The sequence below is a fragment of the Bacteroides reticulotermitis JCM 10512 genome (assembly GCF_000517545.1).
GTDB lineage: Bacteria > Bacteroidota > Bacteroidia > Bacteroidales > Bacteroidaceae > Bacteroides > Bacteroides reticulotermitis.
In genome coordinates this window covers 1-19,541 of sequence record NZ_BAIV01000037.1, presented here as the reverse complement: position 1 = coordinate 19,541, position 19,541 = coordinate 1, and the positions used below count along the sequence as shown (strand labels likewise).

29 protein-coding genes and 4 pseudogenes are annotated in these 19,541 nt (G+C 48.6%); 9 read left to right on the top strand and 24 right to left on the bottom strand.

Annotated elements, in window-relative coordinates:
* Position 1 precedes the first annotated feature (1 nt).
* On the bottom strand, positions 2–1,282 hold the full coding sequence (locus JCM10512_RS18495) for a site-specific integrase (RefSeq protein ID WP_081741472.1): 1,281 nt from the start codon (positions 1,280–1,282) through the stop codon (positions 2–4).
* Positions 1,283–1,527: 245 nt separating this feature from the next.
* On the opposite strand from JCM10512_RS18495, the gene JCM10512_RS18490 reads away from it, so the two are divergent.
* Genes JCM10512_RS18490 through JCM10512_RS18480 form a run of 3 tightly spaced genes read left to right on the top strand, consistent with a single transcriptional unit; the run spans position 1,528 to position 4,370 of the window.
* A complete protein-coding gene (locus JCM10512_RS18490; RefSeq protein ID WP_244437304.1) occupies positions 1,528–2,745 on the top strand; it encodes a site-specific integrase in 1,218 nt (405 codons plus the stop codon).
* 21 nt (positions 2,746–2,766) lie between these two features.
* Positions 2,767–3,975 carry a site-specific integrase gene (locus JCM10512_RS18485; protein WP_044165212.1) on the top strand — a complete coding sequence of 403 codons (1,209 nt, stop codon included), beginning with the start codon at positions 2,767–2,769 and terminating at the stop codon, positions 3,973–3,975.
* An 11-nt stretch (positions 3,976–3,986) separates the two neighbouring features.
* The gene (locus JCM10512_RS18480; protein ID WP_044165211.1) at positions 3,987–4,370 is read left to right on the top strand and encodes a virulence RhuM family protein; all 384 of its coding nucleotides are present in this window, start codon (positions 3,987–3,989) and stop codon (positions 4,368–4,370) included.
* A gap of 65 nt (positions 4,371–4,435) precedes the next feature.
* Here the strand turns inward: JCM10512_RS18480 and JCM10512_RS18475 are convergent, their stop codons facing one another.
* From JCM10512_RS18475 to JCM10512_RS18465, 3 genes and pseudogenes are all read right to left on the bottom strand, one after another.
* Positions 4,436–4,732, bottom strand: coding sequence for a helix-turn-helix domain-containing protein (locus JCM10512_RS18475; protein ID WP_044165210.1), 297 nt, complete (start codon positions 4,730–4,732; stop codon positions 4,436–4,438).
* Positions 4,722–5,038: pseudogene (locus JCM10512_RS18470) on the bottom strand (helix-turn-helix domain-containing protein). Before JCM10512_RS18470 ends, JCM10512_RS18475 begins: the two are co-directional and overlap by 11 nt.
* Positions 5,039–5,184: 146 nt before the next feature.
* Positions 5,185–5,604 carry a hypothetical protein gene (locus JCM10512_RS18465; protein WP_044165209.1) on the bottom strand — a complete coding sequence of 140 codons (420 nt, stop codon included), beginning with the start codon at positions 5,602–5,604 and terminating at the stop codon, positions 5,185–5,187.
* A gap of 399 nt (positions 5,605–6,003) precedes the next feature.
* Between JCM10512_RS18465 and JCM10512_RS18460 the strand changes: the two genes are divergently transcribed.
* The 6 genes from JCM10512_RS18460 to JCM10512_RS24315 are packed head-to-tail and all read left to right on the top strand — an operon-like array spanning position 6,004 to position 8,208.
* Positions 6,004–6,231, top strand: coding sequence for a hypothetical protein (locus JCM10512_RS18460; RefSeq protein WP_244437303.1), 228 nt, complete (start codon positions 6,004–6,006; stop codon positions 6,229–6,231).
* Between the two features lie 11 nt (positions 6,232–6,242).
* On the top strand, positions 6,243–6,854 hold the full coding sequence (locus JCM10512_RS18455; protein ID WP_148298469.1) for a hypothetical protein: 612 nt from the start codon (positions 6,243–6,245) through the stop codon (positions 6,852–6,854).
* Positions 6,855–6,866: 12 nt separating this feature from the next.
* On the top strand, positions 6,867–7,274 hold the full coding sequence (locus JCM10512_RS18450) for a hypothetical protein (protein WP_044165206.1): 408 nt from the start codon (positions 6,867–6,869) through the stop codon (positions 7,272–7,274).
* A 46-nt stretch (positions 7,275–7,320) separates the two neighbouring features.
* Complete coding sequence (locus JCM10512_RS18445; protein ID WP_044165204.1) at positions 7,321–7,551, top strand: hypothetical protein; 231 nt, start codon at positions 7,321–7,323, stop codon at positions 7,549–7,551.
* 18 nt (positions 7,552–7,569) lie between these two features.
* Entirely contained in the window at positions 7,570–7,836 is a 267-nt protein-coding gene (locus JCM10512_RS18440) for a DUF8466 domain-containing protein (RefSeq protein ID WP_044165203.1), read from the top strand.
* 3 nt (positions 7,837–7,839) lie between these two features.
* Complete coding sequence (locus JCM10512_RS24315) at positions 7,840–8,208, top strand: hypothetical protein (RefSeq protein ID WP_244437301.1); 369 nt, start codon at positions 7,840–7,842, stop codon at positions 8,206–8,208.
* A 94-nt stretch (positions 8,209–8,302) separates the two neighbouring features.
* On the opposite strand, the gene JCM10512_RS24310 is transcribed toward JCM10512_RS24315, so the two are convergent.
* From JCM10512_RS24310 to JCM10512_RS22170, 20 genes and pseudogenes are all read right to left on the bottom strand, one after another.
* Complete coding sequence (locus JCM10512_RS24310; protein ID WP_500778532.1) at positions 8,303–8,593, bottom strand: PH domain-containing protein; 291 nt, start codon at positions 8,591–8,593, stop codon at positions 8,303–8,305.
* Positions 8,590–8,754: a hypothetical protein gene (locus JCM10512_RS24305; protein WP_244437299.1), complete on the bottom strand. Its 165-nt coding sequence runs from the start codon at positions 8,752–8,754 to the stop codon at positions 8,590–8,592. The genes JCM10512_RS24310 and JCM10512_RS24305 overlap by 4 nt, the downstream gene beginning before the upstream one ends.
* A gap of 65 nt (positions 8,755–8,819) precedes the next feature.
* A complete protein-coding gene (locus JCM10512_RS24300; RefSeq protein ID WP_244437311.1) occupies positions 8,820–9,038 on the bottom strand; it encodes a M23 family metallopeptidase in 219 nt (72 codons plus the stop codon).
* The gene (locus tag JCM10512_RS24295; RefSeq protein ID WP_244437298.1) at positions 9,034–9,396 is read right to left on the bottom strand and encodes a M23 family metallopeptidase; all 363 of its coding nucleotides are present in this window, start codon (positions 9,394–9,396) and stop codon (positions 9,034–9,036) included. Before JCM10512_RS24295 ends, JCM10512_RS24300 begins: the two co-directional genes overlap by 5 nt.
* 58 nt (positions 9,397–9,454) lie before the next feature.
* Entirely contained in the window at positions 9,455–9,895 is a 441-nt protein-coding gene (locus JCM10512_RS18415) for a DUF3872 domain-containing protein (protein ID WP_044165199.1), read from the bottom strand.
* A 29-nt stretch (positions 9,896–9,924) separates the two neighbouring features.
* Positions 9,925–10,245, bottom strand: coding sequence for a DNA N-6-adenine-methyltransferase (locus JCM10512_RS18410; RefSeq protein WP_244437297.1), 321 nt, complete (start codon positions 10,243–10,245; stop codon positions 9,925–9,927).
* Between the two features lie 142 nt (positions 10,246–10,387).
* A complete protein-coding gene (locus JCM10512_RS18405; protein ID WP_044165197.1) occupies positions 10,388–10,972 on the bottom strand; it encodes a conjugal transfer protein TraO in 585 nt (194 codons plus the stop codon).
* 1 nt (position 10,973) lies between these two features.
* Positions 10,974–11,923 (bottom strand): annotated as a pseudogene (gene traN / locus JCM10512_RS18400) (conjugative transposon protein TraN).
* A gap of 60 nt (positions 11,924–11,983) precedes the next feature.
* On the bottom strand, positions 11,984–12,376 hold the full coding sequence (gene traM / locus JCM10512_RS24290) for a conjugative transposon protein TraM (protein WP_439644389.1): 393 nt from the start codon (positions 12,374–12,376) through the stop codon (positions 11,984–11,986).
* Positions 12,355–12,564, bottom strand: coding sequence for a hypothetical protein (locus JCM10512_RS25165; protein WP_439644388.1), 210 nt, complete (start codon positions 12,562–12,564; stop codon positions 12,355–12,357). Before JCM10512_RS25165 ends, traM begins: the two co-directional genes overlap by 22 nt.
* A gap of 20 nt (positions 12,565–12,584) precedes the next feature.
* The gene (locus JCM10512_RS24285; RefSeq protein WP_244437295.1) at positions 12,585–13,364 is read right to left on the bottom strand and encodes a hypothetical protein; all 780 of its coding nucleotides are present in this window, start codon (positions 13,362–13,364) and stop codon (positions 12,585–12,587) included.
* Positions 13,342–13,632, bottom strand: a complete 291-nt coding sequence (locus JCM10512_RS18390; protein WP_158332239.1) for a TraL conjugative transposon family protein — start codon at positions 13,630–13,632, stop codon at positions 13,342–13,344. Before JCM10512_RS18390 ends, JCM10512_RS24285 begins: the two co-directional genes overlap by 23 nt.
* Before the next feature lie 7 nt (positions 13,633–13,639).
* Positions 13,640–14,262, bottom strand: a pseudogene (gene traK / locus JCM10512_RS18385) (conjugative transposon protein TraK).
* 19 nt (positions 14,263–14,281) lie between these two features.
* Positions 14,282–15,327, bottom strand: a pseudogene (traJ, locus tag JCM10512_RS18380) (conjugative transposon protein TraJ).
* A 26-nt stretch (positions 15,328–15,353) separates the two neighbouring features.
* Complete coding sequence (locus tag JCM10512_RS18375; protein WP_044165193.1) at positions 15,354–15,974, bottom strand: DUF4141 domain-containing protein; 621 nt, start codon at positions 15,972–15,974, stop codon at positions 15,354–15,356.
* Positions 15,975–16,038: 64 nt separating this feature from the next.
* Entirely contained in the window at positions 16,039–16,344 is a 306-nt protein-coding gene (locus tag JCM10512_RS24955) for a DUF3876 domain-containing protein (protein WP_081741470.1), read from the bottom strand.
* A 12-nt stretch (positions 16,345–16,356) separates the two neighbouring features.
* Positions 16,357–16,545 (bottom strand): hypothetical protein, encoded by a 189-nt coding sequence (locus JCM10512_RS18365; RefSeq protein WP_044165189.1) that lies wholly within the window; start codon positions 16,543–16,545, stop codon positions 16,357–16,359.
* A 41-nt stretch (positions 16,546–16,586) separates the two neighbouring features.
* On the bottom strand, positions 16,587–19,091 hold the full coding sequence (locus JCM10512_RS18360; RefSeq protein ID WP_044165187.1) for a TraG family conjugative transposon ATPase: 2,505 nt from the start codon (positions 19,089–19,091) through the stop codon (positions 16,587–16,589).
* Positions 19,084–19,419, bottom strand: coding sequence for a DUF4133 domain-containing protein (locus tag JCM10512_RS18355; RefSeq protein ID WP_081741475.1), 336 nt, complete (start codon positions 19,417–19,419; stop codon positions 19,084–19,086). The genes JCM10512_RS18360 and JCM10512_RS18355 overlap by 8 nt, the downstream gene beginning before the upstream one ends.
* Positions 19,420–19,439: 20 nt before the next feature.
* On the bottom strand, positions 19,440–19,541 hold a 102-nt coding region (locus JCM10512_RS22170), incomplete at its 5' end, for a DUF4134 family protein (RefSeq protein ID WP_004315125.1).

Here is a 19,541-nt window from a genome sequence, read left to right as displayed (position 1 = left end):
TTTATAATCGCCCGACTGCTCTTTCTTTTTTCACTGGAGATATTCCCCGTTCAGGTTGTGCCAAAGATTGCGGTTTCACAGCTAACCCAGCTTCCAGTTTCTTGCCGAATGCCGATATATCATGCTCCAATTTCTCGGTGGTAATCTTGGCGTAAATCTGTGTGGTGGTAATCTTCGTATGCCCAAGTATTTTGCTTACGCTCTCTATCGGCATACCCTTGACCAGCGCAAGCGTTCCGAACGTGTGCCGACTTGAATGAAAGACCAGATGCTTCTCAATACCGCAGGCTTTGGCTATCTGTTTCAGCTTGCGGTTCGCATGTTGGTTGCCAAGAAAATCAAACAAATAGTTGCCTTTCCTGAAAGGTTCGTAACGCTCTATTATCCGTAATGCACTATCCAACAGCATCACACGGAACGGAATTTTTGTCTTCTTCCGATTCGCCACAATCCACCAATTGCCATTGATATTTACCAGATTATCGGTTGTCAGGTTCTTGATGTCGATGAACGAGATACCGGTCAGGCAACCGAATACGAATATATCCCGCATCTTGGCAAATGAGGGTTTGGAAAACGGGTGATTAATCATCGTCTGTAATTCTTCTTCCGTCAGGAACTGGCGTTCCTTTACTTGGGGGCTGGCATGGTAATTGGCAAAGGGGTTGCGGTGCAGATGCCCATCGCAATGGGCGCGGGTAACAATCATCTTCAGCGGGACAGTGTACATCCACACGCCGGACGGGGAAAGGGATACTTCGGTACGCAGGTAGATATCGAACTGCCGGATAAATTCCTCCGTGAGTTCCTTCATCGACATATCATTGCGTTTGTAGTACGATTTGATGAACCTTGCCAGATGGTTGCGCACGATGCAATATTTCTGGTATGTGCCTTTCGAGCGGTCTTTGCCCACCCGCTTGCTAAAATCGGCGTTGTGCCTGTCGAAAGCGGATAACAGGGTTTCGTATTCGTTGCCGATGCCCTGCCAGGCGTTCTTGACCATTTCGGCGGAGGCAAACCCCTCCCGCTCCCTGATTTGCTGGTAATGCTCGATAATCTTCGCCTTGATTTTGTCCAGGGCATGGTTGATTTTCTGTGCTTCGGCTCCCTTGCCTTTCGCACGGTTGGCTTTAGCATCCCAAAGGGAGAGGGCAACCGTTTGTTTACAACTGAACTGGGCAGCCTGCCCGTTTACTGTGATCCGCCCTAAAATGGGTGCAACACCGTTCTTTTCCTTACTGCTGTTCACGTAAAACAGCACTTTAAATGTGTTCCGCATAACTCAATTTTTTTTGATTACAAAATTACTTTACATTGAGTTATCTGTCGCTATGCAAAATTACGCAAATCACTGAATAAAAACCAGTTGCGAAAACCATTGATGCCTGTGCCGGGTAACGATTTGGAAACCGTCAGGCTGCGTTATTCTGCTTTATTCGTGTTTTCCGCTATTGGTAAAATAACACATATTAAAGCATATTTCACTGACAGTCAGATAAGTTACCCCGTTTCCCCGAAATTTGCTTGCTGGGTAGGATATTCTACCTCAAAAAGAGCGGTTTGGATAAATCGGGCAAAGCTCCGATTATGGGACGCATTACTGTAAACCGATCAATGGCGCAGTTCGGTACGAAACTGTCCTGCACCCCCGGTTTGTGGAATCCCCGCGAAAGCAGGTTGGACGGCAAGAGCCGTGAAGCCGTCGAAGTGAATGCCAAAATCGAGAAACTTTTGCTGGCGGTGCATTCGGCATTTGACAGCCTCGTGGAACGCAAAAAGCCTTTTGACGCAGAGGCAGTAAAGGTCTTCTATCAGGGAAGCATGGACACCCAAATGACCCTGCTTTCCCTTCTCGACCGGTACATGGAAGGGTTGAAAGCCCGTGTCGGAATAGACTGCGCTCCAACTACGTTAAGCACTTATTTTTATACACACCGTTCACTCGGCAAGTTCATTAAAAAGAAGTTCAAGACGAAAGATGTCGCATTCGGGCAACTGAACGAACAGTTCATCCGGGAATACCAGGATTTTGTTTTGGGTGAACAGGGCTATGCGATGGATACTGTCCGCCATTATCTGGCTATTTTGAAGAAAATCTGCAAGATTGCTTTCAAGGAGGGCATTTCCGAGCGGTTTCACTTTGCCCATTACAAGCTGCCCAAACAGAAAGAAACCACCCCGAAAGCATTAAGCCGGGAGAGTTTCGAGAAAATTCGGGATTTGGATATTCCCAAAAACCGCCCTTCGACCCGTTTCACAAGGGATTTGTTCCTGTTCGCCTGCTACACGGGGACAGCTTACGCAGATGTAGTCCGCGTTACCAAAGAAAACCTGTTTACGGATGAAGAAGGCAGCCTTTGGCTCAAATATGCAAGGAAGAAAACGGACTACCGGGCGCGTATCAAACTATTGCCCGAAGCTATCGCCCTAATCGAAAAATACAGGGACGAAAACAGGGATACCCTGTTCCCGATGCAATCCGCAGACATGGTAAAAGCCAACATGAAGGGGTTGCGGATGATGGCGGACATAAAAGAGCCAATGACCTATCATTCAGGGCGCCACTCGTTTGCAAGCCTTATTACGCTCGAAGAAGGCGTACCGATAGAAACCATCAGCCGGATGCTCGGACACAGCAATATCCAAACCACTCAAATCTATGCCCGCGTTACTCCGAAGAAACTTTTCGATGATATGGACAAGTTCATCGAAACCACCCGTGATTTGAAATTAGTTCTTTAAACAATTAAACATCATACCGCAATGAGAAGTACATTCAAACTATTATTCTACATTAATCGGAATAAAGTGAAAACCGACGGTACGACAGCCGTCACGTGCCGAATCAGTATCGACGGCAAAAATTCCACGCTTGCAACAGGTATCTATTGCCGGCCCGAAGAATGGAACGCCAAGAAAGGCGTCATCAAATCCGAAAGGGACAACAACCGGCTTACCGATTTCCGTCGGCATTTGGAAGAGACCTATGAGCATATCCTTAAAGAACAGGGAGTGGTCAGCAGCGAACTTTTGAAAAATACGGTTGTAGGGGTAAATTCCATTCCGACTATGCTGTTACAGGCAGGCGAGGTGGAGATAGAACGCCTGCGGATTCGCTCGAAAGAAATAAACTCAAATTCAACTTATCGGGAATCGAGACTTATGCAATCCAACCTGCAAGAGTTCCTTTGCTCCAGAGGGATGGATGATATTGCATTTGCCGATATTACCGAGGAGTTCGGGGAGTCGTTAAAAATCCATCTGAAAACAGTATATAACCGAAAGTCTTCCTATATAAACAGAAACCTGACGTGGCTCAACCGCCTTATCTACATTGCCATCGACCAAGAGGTATTGAGAAGTAATCCGCTTGAAGACGTAAGGTACGAGAAGAAAGAGCCGACCAATCACCGCTACATAAGCAAATCCGATTTAAAGCGGATAATGGAAACCCCGATGATTGACCAACGGCTGGAACTGATCCGCAGGGCTTTCATCTTTTCATCGCTGACCGGTCTGGCTTATGTGGATATGCACCGGTTGTATCCGCACCATATCGGAAAAACGGCGGAGGGCAGGCTCTACATCCGCAAGCAACGAGTGAAAACCAATGTGGAAGCATTTATACCCTTACATCCGATAGCAGAGCAGATACTTTCGCTTTATAATACTACCGATGACAGCAAGCCTGTATTTCCGTTGCCTGTCCGGGATATGATTTGGTACGATATCAACCAAATCGGTGTTACGATGGAATTGAAGGAAAATCTCTCATACCATCAAAGCAGGCACTCGTTCGGGACGTTGTTGATTTCGGCGGGCGTTTCGATAGAGAGTATCGCCAAGATGATGGGGCATGCAAACATTGCTACCACACAGGGTTACGCTCAAGTAACGGACACGAAAATTTCCAATGATATGGATAAACTGCTGACACGCAGGAATGAAAACAGTCAATCAATCACCATTTAAAAAGTAAAACAATGAAAAGGGATTTAAAAATAGGCGACAGCCAAATAATAACCATAGGAAACGGCATGGTATCCGTACCGCAATTCGGCGAAGTACGAATGACGGCATTTGAAATCGCCGCTTTGTTCGAGGTCTATACCCAAACAATTAATGCCCATATCAAAGCGGTTTTGAAATCAGGAGTAATCAAAACGGATATTTCTCGGTCTGTAACCGTAACGGGAAATATCCTCATGCCCGAAGTTTACGGATTGGATATGATAATCGCACTCGCGTTCAGGGTTAATTCCTTGAACGCAGAATTGTTCAGGAAGTATGTAATCCGAAGAATAACGGCCAACCCGTTACCGCAAAAACTCATCATCCAATTATCAAACAGGGCTTTGTACAATTAAAAAAACAGCCGTAAGAATATCCCTCAAAGGAAACCTTACGGCTGTTTTATTGAACGGAGAGCCGCTTACTTAAACGCTTTACGTAGATTTTTGTCGAGCATTGCCTGAATGTCGCTTTCGCGGAAAAGTATCTTGTTGCCTATCTGGAGATAGGGTATCCGTCCGCTATAACGCCACTCCTGCAACGTGCGGCGGCTGACTTTCAACTGCCGGGTAACTTCCCTGTCGGTCAGGAAGCGTTCGCCGTTCAACGGCGGGCGATAGCTTCCAGCCATTTTTTCCAATCCTGCCAGCATCCGGTCAAGCGCTTTGAAAAACGATTTCAGGCGCTCATTGTCCTTTGTTATCAGGTTATCTTCCATAAGGCGCCTCCTTTCGTCCGCGTTCCGGGCGCTTTTCTCCGATTAACCGGAGCGCTGCTTGCACATCTTCTGGCCTGTAATACATTTTGTGGTTTACCTGCGAATAAGGCAGGGTTCCATTATCACGGTAGGTCTGCAATGTGCGCGGACTTATGTTCAGGACGATACACACATCCTGGTTGTCCATCCATTGCTTCAACGCTTTATCCTGATGCCGTTCGCACAGGGCTTCCACCTTTCGGGCAAATGCTCGAAGCGGGACATCACCGCCTCGTATGTACGGGCTTCTACCATTACTATTTCCATTGCTCATTTTTTATCGGTTTATTTCACGGGAGAGCAAAGATAAACCGATTATTTCAGCTTGCTGTCAAGTAAATAAGCGATGGAAGCATCAGGCAGCGAGTGGCGCGGGACAGAGCCAAAAAAGCCTCCGAAAAGAGGCTGGTATGCTAATTTAAAGAAGAAGGTTCTCGAAGTCGTTTGAACTCAAAATCCATAATCAAACTTTCTGCCGCACTTATTTCATTATCGGGCTGCGGTATCAATTTATATTTTTCCACAAACCAATCCAAATGGGAAATATCCATATCCACATACGCAGTCGTATGCATTGGTTCAAGCAGGGGCATCCCGATTCTTATCCCGTCCGGCCAATCTTCATGGTTTTTCATATAGACGAAGTAATTGGTATGGCAACCGGAACTTATGTTGCAAAATATCTCATCCATTGGGAAATTTGGAATCTCATAACTTCCTTCCTCGCCCGGCTTGTCATATTCCACAAGGTGCTTGCCCACCTTGCAAGCATCTGCAAACAACTCACATAACTGTTGGGTTGAAAAATCAAACAGGGGATAAAATCGTTCCATAAAATATATCCTTAATTAACGAAGACAAAATTAGCGATTAAACTCTACTGTTTCTACAAACGTGGAGTTTATTTTTCGTTTTTTCCTGCCTGTATCTTTCTATAATTTCTTCCCCGTTTAGCTTCAATGCCATCGAAGCCTAATGAGCATTCGATTTCAGGCGCAAAGGTATTTCCGTGTTCTTCACGCCGCCGCAAGGTCGAGCCCTACGGGTTTGTCGAAAAATCTTCCTCTTTCCCTCCCTAAATTATTCGGGCGAGCGTATTTATTCGCCAAAACCTTGCGTCGGCTGAACACTACCTTTTTTAAGCACCTGAAACTCGAATACTCCTCACCGGCTCCGATACGGCATAGCGTTAAAAAAAAAGGTCAGAAATTATGATACGGGCAGAAAAAAATATGAAACATCGAACCTCCTACCTTCCAATTAGCATAGGTTGGGTTTTGAAAATAGCCTTTATAGCCGCAGGAATCGCACTGTGGGGTTGGGCTTTCGTGGCGGTAATGGCGGGACTTTACATCGGGTTCAAGTTCCTCAAAGGGCTTCTTTCCTGTCTTCTCTCGCTTCTCATTATTGCGGTGGTAATCACGCTTTTAGTAGTAACAATCATTCTTTTAATATTCTAAAAATTACAGTCATGGAATACAGGATTTTATCGACATCCGAGAAGATAACGCAGGTACGGGAATACCGCCCATATAAAGAAGAAAGGCGATACATGGCCGTTTACCTGATCGCTTTGCGCCGGAACGACCGGCAGATGATTGACGAATACGAAAGTTTTGGCGGCGATCCCCGGTACATCATAATGAACCGCAGGGCATACGACCAGCAACGGATATTCGGATTTTCCGGCAAAACCCTGAATGAACACGGCTGGCTGGCAACCCCCGAATTTCAGGACGTGGAACGGATTGAATTTATCGACCGCAAAGGCTGGGCGGCGTTCAATTACATCACCATCGGTCAGGGCGCAAATGGAAAATGGACGTATGGAGTCAGCTATTCGACCGGAGGATCGGGTGGCGGTTACGGTATGGGAATATGGGGAAAGGTTTGTAACAGCCGGAAAGAGTGCCTCACAGCCGCTTTACGGGAATTGTTAAACCGCCATGCAGAGCAACGGGATCGCCTCAAAAATGACCCTTCCAATTTTAACCCTACCCTGTCGAACACCATTGTGAAGCAGGTACAGGCCATGTTGCAGGAAACGACCGTAGCTAGGCAATTAACACTATTATTCAACTAAAAAACAAAAGGTATGAATTATCAGGAATTTATCGAAAGAACAGGTTTAACTCCGACAAGCGAAGAGTACCAAACAATTGAAGCCATATACATGGCAACCGGCGAAATGGATAAGGACGGGTTCTGTAAAGAATTTAAGAAGTGCGGGGATAGCCGCCTTGTTGCAGAACTTTTCAGAACGATTTGTGTCCTGAAAGGTCAATACGGGGAACGTTGCAATGAGATTGACGACTTGCATGAACAGAAAAACGAAATGGTTGATTTTCTTATCGACAGGGCACAGGCATTCAGCGATAAAGAACTGCTTGAAAAGGCTTCCGAAATGGTTGGGCAAAAAGAAGTCATCCGGCGCAGGATTGTAAAAGATTATAATCTCTGGTCGTATGAAACAGAATGGATGCTGAATAATTTATTTCAATAACAAACAGGGCGGAGCAATCCGCCCATAACAAACAACCCAATAGAGTATGAAAATGACGATAAATAAAAACGGTAGCGTTACCCTTAGCGGACTGACCGCAACGGAAACAGACGTGATACTGGCGATTGTCGATACCGCCAACCGCCGGTGTTTCCACGAACCCGAACCGAGCGGGGAATGGTACAGCAGTGACGATTTTATACTGCGGCTAACCGATGAACAGCGGAAGGCATTGGCAAAGATCGGCAGCGGGATACAGGACATTTACGGAGAATAACAACTAAATGACAAAGCGATGGAAATAACATTGGAAGCTCCGGTAACTATTTTTTATAACGGAACGGCATGGGCATTTACACAAATTGTCAATGTGGCCTTATGGAGCAAGACCGAAGAAGAATTGCGCGGAGGATTGAAAGAAATCAGCACCGGAGCGGAAAACGCAGAAGCGCACCATTTTTTTGAATGGGGCTTTGGGGCGCACCATTTATGGGTACACCAGCGGGCGGGTTACAAATGCCGCGAATTACTGGACAACAGGGTATTAATAGTAAAATTTTGAGTTATGGAAATGATAACGATTACAGACATCACAGGGGCAAGCATCGAAGTTACCGACCTTGATGCAGCCATTAAACAATGCCGTATGTGCAGGGACAGCCATTATAAAATGCCGTGTGGTCATACCGTAGGCGAGAACCATACGTTTATGCTCACTCAATTAGAGGCAATCAAACAACGGCAACGGCGGGAACGATGGTTGGCAAGCACCCAAAAGCGTTACGATGAGGGTAAACGCTTCACCAAATCGGATATGGGGTATGAAATCGGACGGTATGAAGCCTACCATCCCGCCAGCCTCTATTGGCATCACTATACGCGGGAACAAATGATAGAACATTTTAATCGGATGTTCGGGACGGACATCAAATAAACTATTCGGGCGGGAAACCGCCCGTTACTTTTTCCATGAGCGAAAAAATAATGCGGGAGAAAAAGAGTAACAAAAAGCCCGATAAAAAACTGCGTTACCCTATTTGGGTATTAACCTCCCGCCGGAAAGCAAGCGGGTCGGCTATATACGGGTATGAACTTGTAACGCCTCCGGTAGTAACCGTAATTGTGCCGAAGTTGAATATCCTGCCTAAAACGCTTTGCCGGATATGCAAGCCCTCACACTTTGCCAATATCAAATCTACCGCACAGCGGCTGATAATGCCAGTTTTAAGCACCACCCGCTTGTTGGTTACGGCGTAAGACGAACCTGTTTTTACGAGTAGCCTCTGTACGAGCGATACAAGCCCGAAAAACAGGATCAATAACCCCGCATAGTGGTCATAGCTGATATTTCTTTAGGGCTTGATGCGAGTAAAGCCCCGATAAGCAGCAATATAACCGGTTGCACGAACAGGAAGAAATGCAGTTTTGCAACATATTTTATTTCTTCTCCGGGTTGTAAGTTTTGCTCTATATAATTCATAAGAACCTGATTTTTATTTAAAAACGTTGTAAAGATACATATTTTCAAAACAGAATAAGGAAGAATCACTTGTTTTTCACTATTTCAAACAGGCAATAGCACCAACTAATCGGATTCAGGAAGCGGTTGCCCTTCCTGATTTCATAGTGCAGGTGGCAACCTGTCGTTAGCCCGCTGTTTCCCACACAGGCAATGTGTTTACCCATCCTTACCGAATCCCCCGCATTTACCAGCGTTTTGCTTAGATGCGCATAGAACGAGCGAAAACCGCCTGCGTGTTCAATTTCGATAAAATTCCCATATCCCGAATTGTACTTTGCGGGTTACGACCCCGTTTCCTGTGGCATACACGGGAGCGCCTTTTACTTGTGCAAAATCAATTCCCGTATGGAACTTTCGCGTTTTATAAATGGGATGCCTGCGCATTCCGAAACCGGATGAGATAGTCGGGTTCCTGACTGGAGAAATAACCGGATAGCAGGATAATTCATTTACGGATAGTTGCCATGAATCCGCTACCCGCCGAAAGTCCTTTGCTGAATAAATCTTTTTCGTGAGTTTTTCTATTTCCGGTTTCCTGTCTGGTTGTCCCCATACGGGCAAATGCAGCAAGGCGATGAAGAATATCATTATATATCTCATAATCAATATGTAAATACAGTAAGCGCCCGAATTTCTCCGGGCGCTTGCCTCTCTTGTTTTATTCTTCTTTGTCTTCCGTCCCCTCGTTTTGGAATGAAAAGGTTTTTTGAATAACCTGTCCGAATGAATCCTGCACATACACGTCAATCACCTGCTGGTCGGTGCAATGCGAAGTGTAGTACAGCCGGAACACCTCTTTTGTCAGCGGAAACAGGTCGTTAGGCGTTAAAATCCTGCCGTCGTCCATGCGCAATTCCCCCGTTCCGTCCGTTTGGAAGAAACGAATGCAGTACCGCGCCTCCCTGTACTCGCCTTCCCTGATTAATTTACAGCGGATTTCCGCCGTTTCGCCCTGCACAATCTTTTTAGGAACCGGCATAGTTTCCAAATCAAATAAGTAGCGTGTATGAATATCCAAATCGTCGCTACAGGCTAAGGCCAGCAGCATCATCGCCACCAGCCACGCTGTTATCCCGAAAAAACTTTTTATCTTTTTCATTGTGATTATTTTTTATTGATGAACTGATTTTATAAATACAAAAATTTCCCTTTCAGGGTATTGCCGGAGAGTATCCGGGCGTTCTCCATCCCGTATGCGATAAGCATGGAGCCGTTTCTTGGCTGTAAGCCCTGTGTCCCGTCCGGCCTGAAGAACCGCACCCTGTCATAAAGGAACTTGATTGCCGCAGCGTGCCGCAGCACAATGTCGTGGAACCACTTGGCCTCTACTTTGGCAAAAACCAAAGCGATACCGTTATTGTGCCCGGCCATCTTAATTAGGAACTGCTGTACCAGCGGATTCGAATAAGGCGGATTGAGCCATACCCTGCCGTGCCAGTCTTTTTCCAAACCGTTTTCTTCGGCGGTATAGAAATGCCTTGCCGAACGGTTCTGCCGGTAGCTTCCGGTGAGGATGCAGGGTCTAAATCAAATTCGCCCAACGATTGTATAATCTCCGCAGGCGTGTACCACTCGTCGCTCGTTTTCATGCCTAATCAACCATAAAGCGTAAACCGACCCCGAACTGCGTATGAAAACGTCCCGTAGAGTTGCCCCACAATACCCGCTCGCGTCCCGTTATCAAAAGGATAACCCGGTCGGTCAGGTAAGTTTCGATTTCGAGGGTGATTGCCCCGCCGTAGATAAATGCGTCCTTGTTCCGGAGCGCAGAACCGTCGTACAGGGTTTTTTCTCCCCAATTCGATGTTTCATACCCCGCCAAAGCCGAACCGCCCAGCGAAAGGAAAAACGTTTTGGAGCCATCGGCGAGGATATTCAGGAAATACCCGCCCTCTCCCGTGAATTGCGCCACAGGGATACGGCTGTCCTTATAGGGATAGTACCGCTCAAGATATTCCGCACCGAACACCCATTTGTTGCAGTTTTTGGCGTAGGTAGCCATCGAAGCGCCGAAGTAATAGCCCGTTTCATTTTGAGTTGCAGACGAATAAATACCGTCCGCCATGCCGCCCGTTACCTGTATGCTCCGCATACCGGGTAAGCAACGCTGTGCGTATGCCCCGCCCGGAAGGGCGAAGCATAGGGCAAGCGTAAGGATAATTGTTATCCGTTTCATTTTACTTTACTTTTAATTCGTTAATGACACGGGCGCGAACCAAATCGGTGTTATCGACGGTAAACCGCTGATGCCGTCCGCCGTTCTGTTCGTTGAGTTCCACGACCAGCATCTTATCGTCGGGAATGGTGAATTTCGGCAAGGCAAAGACCATTCGCTCGGTACGCTGCCCTCCAATCAACATCAAATTATTGTAGCGCGGAGCGGCCACAGAACCTGTTCCTGAATGGCGGTACGCTTCGCTACCTGCTTATCCACGATTTTGAAAGTGATAAAATCGACGTTGAACGGCACGTTGGACGAGTTTTTCAGTTGCAGGTGGAAATACAGCAGCCCGTTATGGGTATAAATCCCCTTTAGCGTATGCTGTATGCCGAAACGCTTGCAGCCGATATGTTTGATTTCGCGGTCGTTGTTTTTGTAGATGGACTGCATAATCAGGCGTACCAGCAGCGGCGATTCCTGCCCCAATTCCTGCATATAGACCTGTAAGGCATTGTTCGGGCGGTTTACCGCTTCGCCATCGTGCAGGAAGTCGGTCATTTCAACAGAGAGTTTTACCGGCTCATCGGCGTATTTGACGTTGAAGGCATAATACGCCCCATCTTCGGTAATCACGGCAAGGTTGCTTTCCTGCGAAAAGTCGCGCAGGGCAGCTTTGACTCGCAGCACGTTCTCCGTGCCGTCGGCTTTGGCTGCCATGAGATCGGCGCTCCCCAAGTCCACATAGCGGATGGCGGACGGGAAAATGACATGCACCGTTTTGTTAAACGTTACCTCCAAAGCGTATGGCGGAATCATCCGGTTGAAGGTCAGCGGGCGCGTATAGCCCCGGTAATAATCCCCTGTGGAGGGCATCGTTTGTACGGCTACCGTGTCGGTAGTTTTTTCCTGCGCATTGGCAGTAAAGGCGCTTACCACGAAGGCAAGCAGAATCAAAAGATGTTTCATTGCTTTTTAATTTTAAATTGTTTGACAAAAAGATTTTTTTTAGTGGTGTTTTGCGATTATTTATTGCGTTTTCGGAAGCAGGAGCAGACGGTAATTCGCTTTCAGCGTTACTTTGACCACGCTCATTTTCTTGCTCACATACTGCGATGCTCCCTGAATAAGTCCCTTTCCCATATCGGCGGCAAGTTGCGACCCCGCGTTGTCGGAAATCATAATGCTTGTTCCGGCGGAATTTGCCAGCGTTGCGGCGACTTCTTTGGCGGCGTTTATTTCGTCCGAACCGGGTACGAACACCCCACGCTGGCCATCCATGTCGTACACCAAAAGTTCGACAGGAATAATGTTACCATCATACTGTATGGAATTAACCGCAACGTCCAGCCGTTCGCCCGTAATCTTGCACGACCCGGTAATAATGGCATTGGCGGGTATTACCGTTTCCCCCGCCCGCATGGTTCAAGCAGCCTTATTTGCACCTCCTTCCCGCCTGTGAGCGTGACGGTTTGATAGACACAGGCGCGGATGCTGTTTTTATCTTGAACGCCTTCGTTCCCGGCAGCGGTCAAAAAGCCCAGGTTACGCGGTTTGCTGTATGCCGAAATAAATTCCCCGTTACTCATGGGAGCCGACAACAGCGACACGACGTTTTGCCGAACCTGTTTTATGGGTTGGATTGCCGTTTTACCGGATTGCCCCGCCGTAGCGGAAGTTTCGCCCGTTGCCGCTCCGTTTGCTTCCTGTACGGTTTGCGGCATATATCTCGCCGCCATTTGGTAGGATTTTTCCAGCATTGCCGCCTGTTCATCTTCGGCGGCCTTACGCTGTTCGGCTTCCACCAGTTTGCGCTCCAATTCCTGCATGCGGGATTCCAACGCCGCTTGCGGTTGTTCATCCGCTTTCGGCTGCTCATACCACGCGCCCAACTGTTTGTTGATCTCCTGGTAGCAACTGCCGAGGACTGGATAGCGGAAGTACGCTGTCTGTCTGTAGTATGGGACGGGGCTTCGTAATAGTCCACGGACTGGGGAACTTCCGCTTTGGCTTTTTCCTCCGCCTGGGAAAGCTGGTAGGAAAAATCCTGCAATGAGCGCATCCGATCCTGCTGCTTCTGCTGCATGGCTTCCCGCTCGTAAGCGTCGCGCTTGTCGGATACCAGCCCGCCATCGGTCGGCATCGGCAGTTCGACGTTCAGCCCGGCTTGCTGCGCCTCTTTTTCCTTGTCCTTGCCGGACGGGGCGAAAATCAGCCATAAGACCGCGCCGAAAACCAGGAAGAACAGCGGCATGATGAGCATTTTCTTTCGTTTTTGCATTTCCGCCGGAGTAAGTTCCTTTTTCGGCTTATCCGGTTTCGGAGGCTTCTGTTTAGCCTCGTTGTTCACTTCGGGCGCTGCCGCCGTTTCCGGCGGTTGCGTCCCCTTATTCAAATTTTCCTGTTCCATTGTGAAATTTGTTTAATAGGTTAATACTGTCCCTTTGCTGCTCCAGCCGGAGTTTAAGGGTTTCAATCTGCTCTATCCGCATCTTTTCGCCCCTGTCCCTGCCGAAGTTGTAGATACTGCTTACGGTCATGTAGATAGACAGGCCGCCGAACACCAGGAGCATCGTCAGTATGAGGATCACCCGGCGGTCTGGGGTCATCCTGCCGAGCAAGCCCCGCAGGATGTCTTCCAGCCACTCATTGATTTTGCTGAATAATTTCTTTACCATAGCCTGCCTACCTTTCCAATACCCGCACATCGCGGTTTTCAATGATTTCAAACTTCTCCATCGTGAAGCCTGCGGGTTGTTGTCCGAGCGCACCGAATTAATCAGGTTGCAGCGTGTAATCAGGCTGCGTTCGGTGATGTTCGACGCCCGGATAATCATCTGCCGGGCGTAGGTTACAGCCATGTACGGATAAACATTAAGGTCAAGCGCCACGCTATCGACCGCAACAGTCTGGTTGATATTGCCCGAAATAATCCGGTTATAGTACCCCTTTTCCGCCATATCCTGATAATACTTGAAAGCGCTCTTATCCACCAGGAACAAAGCCCTTGTGATGTTGCTTTCGATGGCTGACTTATCCGGGGAAAGGGTAAAGAACAGTTCGTGAAACCGCCTGACGTGTTCCCGCGCTTCGACGGGGCGGTTCTGCGAAAGGTCTTGCGAGAGGGCAAGCATTAAGGACTTGCCCCCGTCGAGGACATATATCTTTTGCCGCTGCGCTTCGGCGAAACTGTACGACGACCATACCGAATAACCGGTGACGGCGGTACAGGCAACCAGGAATACGATACCGAAAAGGCGTATCTGCCTGAAACTTGTTTCGATGTTTTTTAATGATTTAAATTCCATTGTTTTAATTATTAATTGCTTATTCACTTTTCGACCTGTTCAGCAGGCGTCCTGCGATATTTTTAACAGCCCCCCCGGCGCGTCCGGCCATATTCCCGGCAGCGGCTCCGGCTGCGCTCCAACCATTGCAGCGCCTTTGCTTCCCATCGAATTAACCCCCTTCATCGAGCTTCCCATGCCGCCCGACTGGATAATCCAGTTCGCCACCGTCGGGACGCTGAAATACCCGATAATCCCTATAATGAGGAAAATGATATGTACCCCGTCCGAGCCGTCCGGCACGTATGACGGGTCTTGCAGCAGGGCGATGTCCGTTTTCAGCATGAGCGCCTGTATTTTGGACAGCACCGCCGAAAACAGGTCGGCTACGGGCAGCCACAGGTACACGCTGATGTAGCGGGAGAGCCACCCGGTCAGCGTGGACTGGAAACCGTCGTAAACGGAGAAGGCGAAGGCCACCGGCCCCAATACGGACAGCACGACCAAAAAGAAGGTACGCAGGGTATCGACCGTCAGGGAAGCGGCATTGAACAGCAGTTCAAAGAAATCCCGGATCAACTGCCGGAACCACATCTTCATGTCGTAAAAGCCGCGTTCCACCCACATGCCGAGCTTCTCCGTTGCATCCAGTATTCCCAAATCCTTCATCTTCTGGTCGTACACTTCATCATTGACCAGCCACGCCTTGCCCTCGCGCACCCGCGCATCGTATTCCAACTGTTCTTTTTGCTTCTGCAAGTCGTGTACGTCTGTTATCTGCGACTCCAGTATGGTATGCGTCCCTTTAACAACGGGCGACATAACGGCGTTGATCGTGCCGAGTACGATTGTGGGAAAAAACATAATGCATAAGCCAATCGCAAACGGACGTAACAGCGGATATACGTCCACCGGCTCCGCCCTGGCTAAAGCCTGCCATACGCGGTAGGCTACATAGAACAGTGCGCCGAAGCCTGCCAAGCCCTTGGCCACACCCACCATGTCGCCGCACAGGGGCATCATTTCCTGATACAGGTTCCGAAGAAGCTGGTGCAGGTTCTCAAAATCTATTGCTAACAACATCATTTTTAATTTTTAATTCTTCATTGTTGTTACCAGTATCTTTCGGATGGACTGCCATACAGGGCGCGTACCCGCTCCATGTCGCCCGACTGCTGGCTGCGGATAAAGGAAACGGAGATACTCTTTTGGGAATAGTACCGGACAAGGTTGCGGTATTCGACCATTTTGGCATGTATCCCGCCTATCACGTCCATACGCTCGGCGTCGGTCATGGAAAGCCCGTTGGTGGCCGAAACGATATCCTTTATATCAGAAAGCAGGTTTCCGCTCTCTTTCAGCAGTTTGGAATACCCATACGATATGGCTTCCAGTTCTGCAACGGAGAAATTCTTATCCGTCAGCATCCTGTTGAAGTTGGTGGAATATATCTGCGATATTTCGCTGACCATTTCCACCGTTTCCTTAACCTTTCGGGCATCCTTGATAAGATTATGCACCGATTGCAGTTTGTCGTAATACTGTTTCCCCTGATCGTAGATTTTCTGCATTTCCTTGAAGGAGTTAATTACATTGGTCGCAGTGGTGGCGGTTTTGGAAACCGTCAGGATATTCTGCGCGAGGTTCGATGGGTCAATGACCGCCCATTGCGCCCGTGCCTGAAAAGTACAGCAAAGCGCGATTGCCATAAGGCATAAAAACATCTTTTTCATTTTTGATTTTTTTTGATTGTTAATACTGATTTTTTTATCCGGTGTGGGAATAGCCACGTATGGGCTATTCCTCATCCGCCCGGATATATTCGCCGTAGTCGGAAAGTATGAGTACGTCCCTTTCGGCGTCATAACTTATCCTGATGCGCCCGTACAGGCAAAAGAACGTAACTCCCCACTGCCTGCGGATCGGGCAGGTAAAGACCGTGGCGGCATCGTATGAAAACTCCAGCCGGTAGCGCGTCCCCGTGAAAACTATACGCACTTCCGGCGACCCGCCGGGGCTTACCCACCGTCCGGCGATTTCCCGCAGGGGAAAAAGCGTCCGCGTGGTACATGGGTCTGGTACGTTACTGTTGTTCCTGAACATGGCGCATCCTCCTTACTTTTGGGATTTAGGCTCTTTGTCCTTTTCGACAATGAAGATTTCTACCTCAACATCCCGTTCTCCTTCCCCGTCTTCCGATTCCGGCGACGGCGAAGCCAGCAACGCTTCCAACAGGATACTGTTGATTCCCGCGGTGTAGAGCGCCAGCTTTTCCAACTGTTCTTTACTGAATTTACTTGACATGATTTTTTAGTGGTTATGGGGCGTAAAGCCCCGGTTAATACTTAATTTTTATTTCGCTTGCTTTCAGCTATCTGTTTAATAGCCAGTTCAATATTGCCACCCAATTCTTCGGTTTTTTGCATCACTTCCAGCTTCTCCGTTTCCTCGGTCGTGTAGGTCATGTATTCCTCGGCGCTGACCTCGGTGGCGTACACCGCTGACTGCACCCCGCCCAGACCAAACCACACCTCCTTGTATTTTCTTGAAGGGTTGTTGGCCATGTTGATGGAAAGGATTTGCCCCTTTTCCTTTTCGGTAAGTCCCAAAAGGGCTTGGATACTGTCGAACTTGTTCATGTACTTGCGTTGGTCTAACAGTATCTTGCAGTCGGAGTTATTGATGATACTTTCCTTCACGACGGGCGAGGCGATGATGTCGTCCACTTCTTGCGTTACGACGACGGCTTCCCCGAAATATTTCCTTACCGTTTTGTACATATATTTCAGATACTCAGCCATATTCGCGGACGAAAGGGCTTTCCACGCCTCCTCCACAATCAGTTGCTTGCGGACACCTTTCAGGCGGCGCATTTTGTTTATGAACGCCTCCATGATGATAATCGTAACCACGGGAAACAATTCCTTGTTCTCTTTTATGGAATCTATCTCGAAGACAATGAAGCGCTTGGAAAGCAGGTCGATGTTTTTGTCCGAGTTGAGGAGGAAGTCGAAACGTCCGCCCCGGTAATACTGGCGCAGGGTGGTCAGCATGTTGTCGATATTAAAATCCTCTTTGCTTACCTTGATTTCCCTTTCTTCCAGTTCCCGGCGGTAATCGTCCCGCATAAACTCGTAGAAGGTGTTGAACGAGGGGACGATAGAACGGTCTGCCCTTATCCGCTCGATATAGGCCGATACCGCGCTGCCGAGTTCCCCGCTTTCGGTCTTGCTGACCCTGTCGTCCTCGGACTTCCAGAGCGTGAGCAGCAGCGTCTTGATGCTGTCCTTCTTCTCGACGTCGAACACACAGTCGTCCGTGTAGAACGGATTGAACGAAATCGGGCTTTCCTCGGTGTAGGTGAAATAGATACCGTCTTCCCCTTTGGTCTTGCGGCGTATCATTTCGCACAAGCCCTGATAGCTGTTACCCGTGTCCACGAGGACGACGTGCGTTCCCTGTTCCCAGTATTGCCTCACAAGGTGGTTCATAAAGAAGGATTTCCCGCTGCCGGATGGCCCCAAGACAAACTTGTTGCGGTTGGTGGTAATTCCCTTTTTCATCGGAAGGTCGGAAATATCCACATGGAGGGGCTTTCCCGACACGCGGTCGCACATCTTGATCCCGAAAGGGGAAGGCGAAGATTTATAATTCGTTTCCCCGGTGAAGAAGCACAGGGCAGGCTCTATGAATGTATAAAACGATTCTTCACTCGGAAAATCCCCCGCATTGCCCGGCATCGCCGCCCAATAGAGCGTTGCCGCGTCCGTCGTGTTGTGGCGCGGCTTGCATTCCATTAAAGCCAACTGGCTGCCGACGTCGTTACGGATATGCTTTAATTCTTCGGCATCATCCGACCACGCTATGACGTTGAAATGCGCCCGGACAGAAGTTAAACCAAACGAGTGAGCCTCATTCAAATATTTATCGACCCACTCCTTATTGATTTGATTACCCCTTGAATAGCGGGACAGGGATTGCATGTTGCGGGCAGACTTCTCGAATTTCCGCAGGTTTTCGGCACTGTCATCCAAGAAAATGTATTGATTGTACACATGATCGCAGGACAACAGCAGTCCGATGGGTGCGGCAAAACTCAACCGGCAGTCGCTCCGGTCGGTGGACAAACGTTCATAGCGCATATCCGTTCCGACCGTTCCGGGCAAGTCTTCCACGTCCGACACCGTGTGCAGGCAAATATGTTTATCGCCCACACGAAGGCCGTCCGCACCGAGTTCCATATCCTCCAGGCAGGTTGTGTCGTCGAGCGACAGGGCAAAGTATTTTTCGATAAGCCCCGCGCTTTCCGGCGTTCCCGTTATTTCGTCCGAAGCAAGGCGCGTGAGGCGGACAAACCCGCTGTCGTTTACAATGCGCTCGAACTGGCCGACAGCCTCCAGAAATTTTACCGCCGTGTCCTTATTGACTTCCTTTGGGATGATGTTACCCCGGCAAAGGCTGGAAAAGTTGCTTTGCATGCGCATCCGCTCTTTCGTCGTCTTTGTCAGGTAGAGGAAACAGGTGTGGTTCAGGTAGGGACGTTCGTTAAAATGCCTTTCAAAAGACCGGGACAGGAAACTCATGTCTTCCCTGTCCGTTTCCGGCTTGTAGTTCTCTTTTGTGAACCAATCCTGCTTTTGGATAACCGAGTAATCCGGCAACACCTTCACCGCTTTCGCCCATGCCGAGTGTATCGCTTCATATTCGGCGGAGGTTACGGTGAACAGTTCGGGCAAGTCCACCCGGAAAGCTACCGTAATATCCGCGTCCTTGCTGATGATGCAGCCGTGTTCCACCGAAAGCAAGGGGAACTTGCTTTCGATGGTGGCTGCTTTTAGTGTGTTACGCATACACGGCCTCCTTTCTCTTACGGTGCAGGAAGAAGCGGCGCGAGTTCTTGCGGTTAATCAGATAATGCGGGTGCTGGCGTTTTGCCAGCAGTTTCATCAGCCCGTACTCGCCGTATTTCGCATTCAGGTTGAAGGTCAGCCATACCAGCGCGGAAGCGGCAATAACGCCGAAGCCGATGCAAAACCATTGATCGACGCCCGCCATGTAAAGGATGACGAAGACGACGAACACGGAGAGCAGTCCGCCCGCGAAAATAAACAGGTATTGCGCTTTCAAACCCTTGAACTCGACGCTCTTTCCGATTCCTTTATTTATATTGTACTCCATAATCATTGTTATTATGAAGATTACAGGAAGAAGGAGCGCAGGATGGTAGCGGCTACAATCAGGAAGATACACGCGCCGAACCACGACGCGGCGGTTTTCGATGTGTCGGGGTCGCCCGAACT

Coding starts and splice junctions, on each gene's coding strand:
- JCM10512_RS18495 (WP_081741472.1), bottom strand. CDS start 1,282: ATGCGGAACACATTTAAAGTGCTGTTTTACGTGAACAGCAGTAAGGAA.
- JCM10512_RS18485 (WP_044165212.1), top strand. CDS start 2,767: ATGAGAAGTACATTCAAACTATTATTCTACATTAATCGGAATAAAGTG.
- JCM10512_RS18480 (WP_044165211.1), top strand. CDS start 3,987: ATGAAAAGGGATTTAAAAATAGGCGACAGCCAAATAATAACCATAGGA.
- JCM10512_RS18475 (WP_044165210.1), bottom strand. CDS start 4,732: ATGGAAGATAACCTGATAACAAAGGACAATGAGCGCCTGAAATCGTTT.
- JCM10512_RS18465 (WP_044165209.1), bottom strand. CDS start 5,604: ATGGAACGATTTTATCCCCTGTTTGATTTTTCAACCCAACAGTTATGT.
- JCM10512_RS18460 (WP_244437303.1), top strand. CDS start 6,004: ATGAAACATCGAACCTCCTACCTTCCAATTAGCATAGGTTGGGTTTTG.
- JCM10512_RS18455 (WP_148298469.1), top strand. CDS start 6,243: ATGGAATACAGGATTTTATCGACATCCGAGAAGATAACGCAGGTACGG.
- JCM10512_RS18450 (WP_044165206.1), top strand. CDS start 6,867: ATGAATTATCAGGAATTTATCGAAAGAACAGGTTTAACTCCGACAAGC.
- JCM10512_RS18445 (WP_044165204.1), top strand. CDS start 7,321: ATGAAAATGACGATAAATAAAAACGGTAGCGTTACCCTTAGCGGACTG.
- JCM10512_RS18440 (WP_044165203.1), top strand. CDS start 7,570: ATGGAAATAACATTGGAAGCTCCGGTAACTATTTTTTATAACGGAACG.
- JCM10512_RS24315 (WP_244437301.1), top strand. CDS start 7,840: ATGGAAATGATAACGATTACAGACATCACAGGGGCAAGCATCGAAGTT.
- JCM10512_RS24305 (WP_244437299.1), bottom strand. CDS start 8,754: ATGAATTATATAGAGCAAAACTTACAACCCGGAGAAGAAATAAAATAT.
- JCM10512_RS24295 (WP_244437298.1), bottom strand. CDS start 9,396: ATGAGATATATAATGATATTCTTCATCGCCTTGCTGCATTTGCCCGTA.
- JCM10512_RS18415 (WP_044165199.1), bottom strand. CDS start 9,895: ATGAAAAAGATAAAAAGTTTTTTCGGGATAACAGCGTGGCTGGTGGCG.
- JCM10512_RS18405 (WP_044165197.1), bottom strand. CDS start 10,972: ATGAAACGGATAACAATTATCCTTACGCTTGCCCTATGCTTCGCCCTT.
- traM (WP_439644389.1), bottom strand. CDS start 12,376: ATGCGGGCGGGGGAAACGGTAATACCCGCCAATGCCATTATTACCGGG.
- JCM10512_RS24285 (WP_244437295.1), bottom strand. CDS start 13,364: ATGGAACAGGAAAATTTGAATAAGGGGACGCAACCGCCGGAAACGGCG.
- JCM10512_RS18390 (WP_158332239.1), bottom strand. CDS start 13,632: ATGGTAAAGAAATTATTCAGCAAAATCAATGAGTGGCTGGAAGACATC.
- JCM10512_RS18375 (WP_044165193.1), bottom strand. CDS start 15,974: ATGAAAAAGATGTTTTTATGCCTTATGGCAATCGCGCTTTGCTGTACT.
- JCM10512_RS24955 (WP_081741470.1), bottom strand. CDS start 16,344: ATGTTCAGGAACAACAGTAACGTACCAGACCCATGTACCACGCGGACG.
- JCM10512_RS18365 (WP_044165189.1), bottom strand. CDS start 16,545: ATGTCAAGTAAATTCAGTAAAGAACAGTTGGAAAAGCTGGCGCTCTAC.
- JCM10512_RS18360 (WP_044165187.1), bottom strand. CDS start 19,091: ATGCGTAACACACTAAAAGCAGCCACCATCGAAAGCAAGTTCCCCTTG.
- JCM10512_RS18355 (WP_081741475.1), bottom strand. CDS start 19,419: ATGGAGTACAATATAAATAAAGGAATCGGAAAGAGCGTCGAGTTCAAG.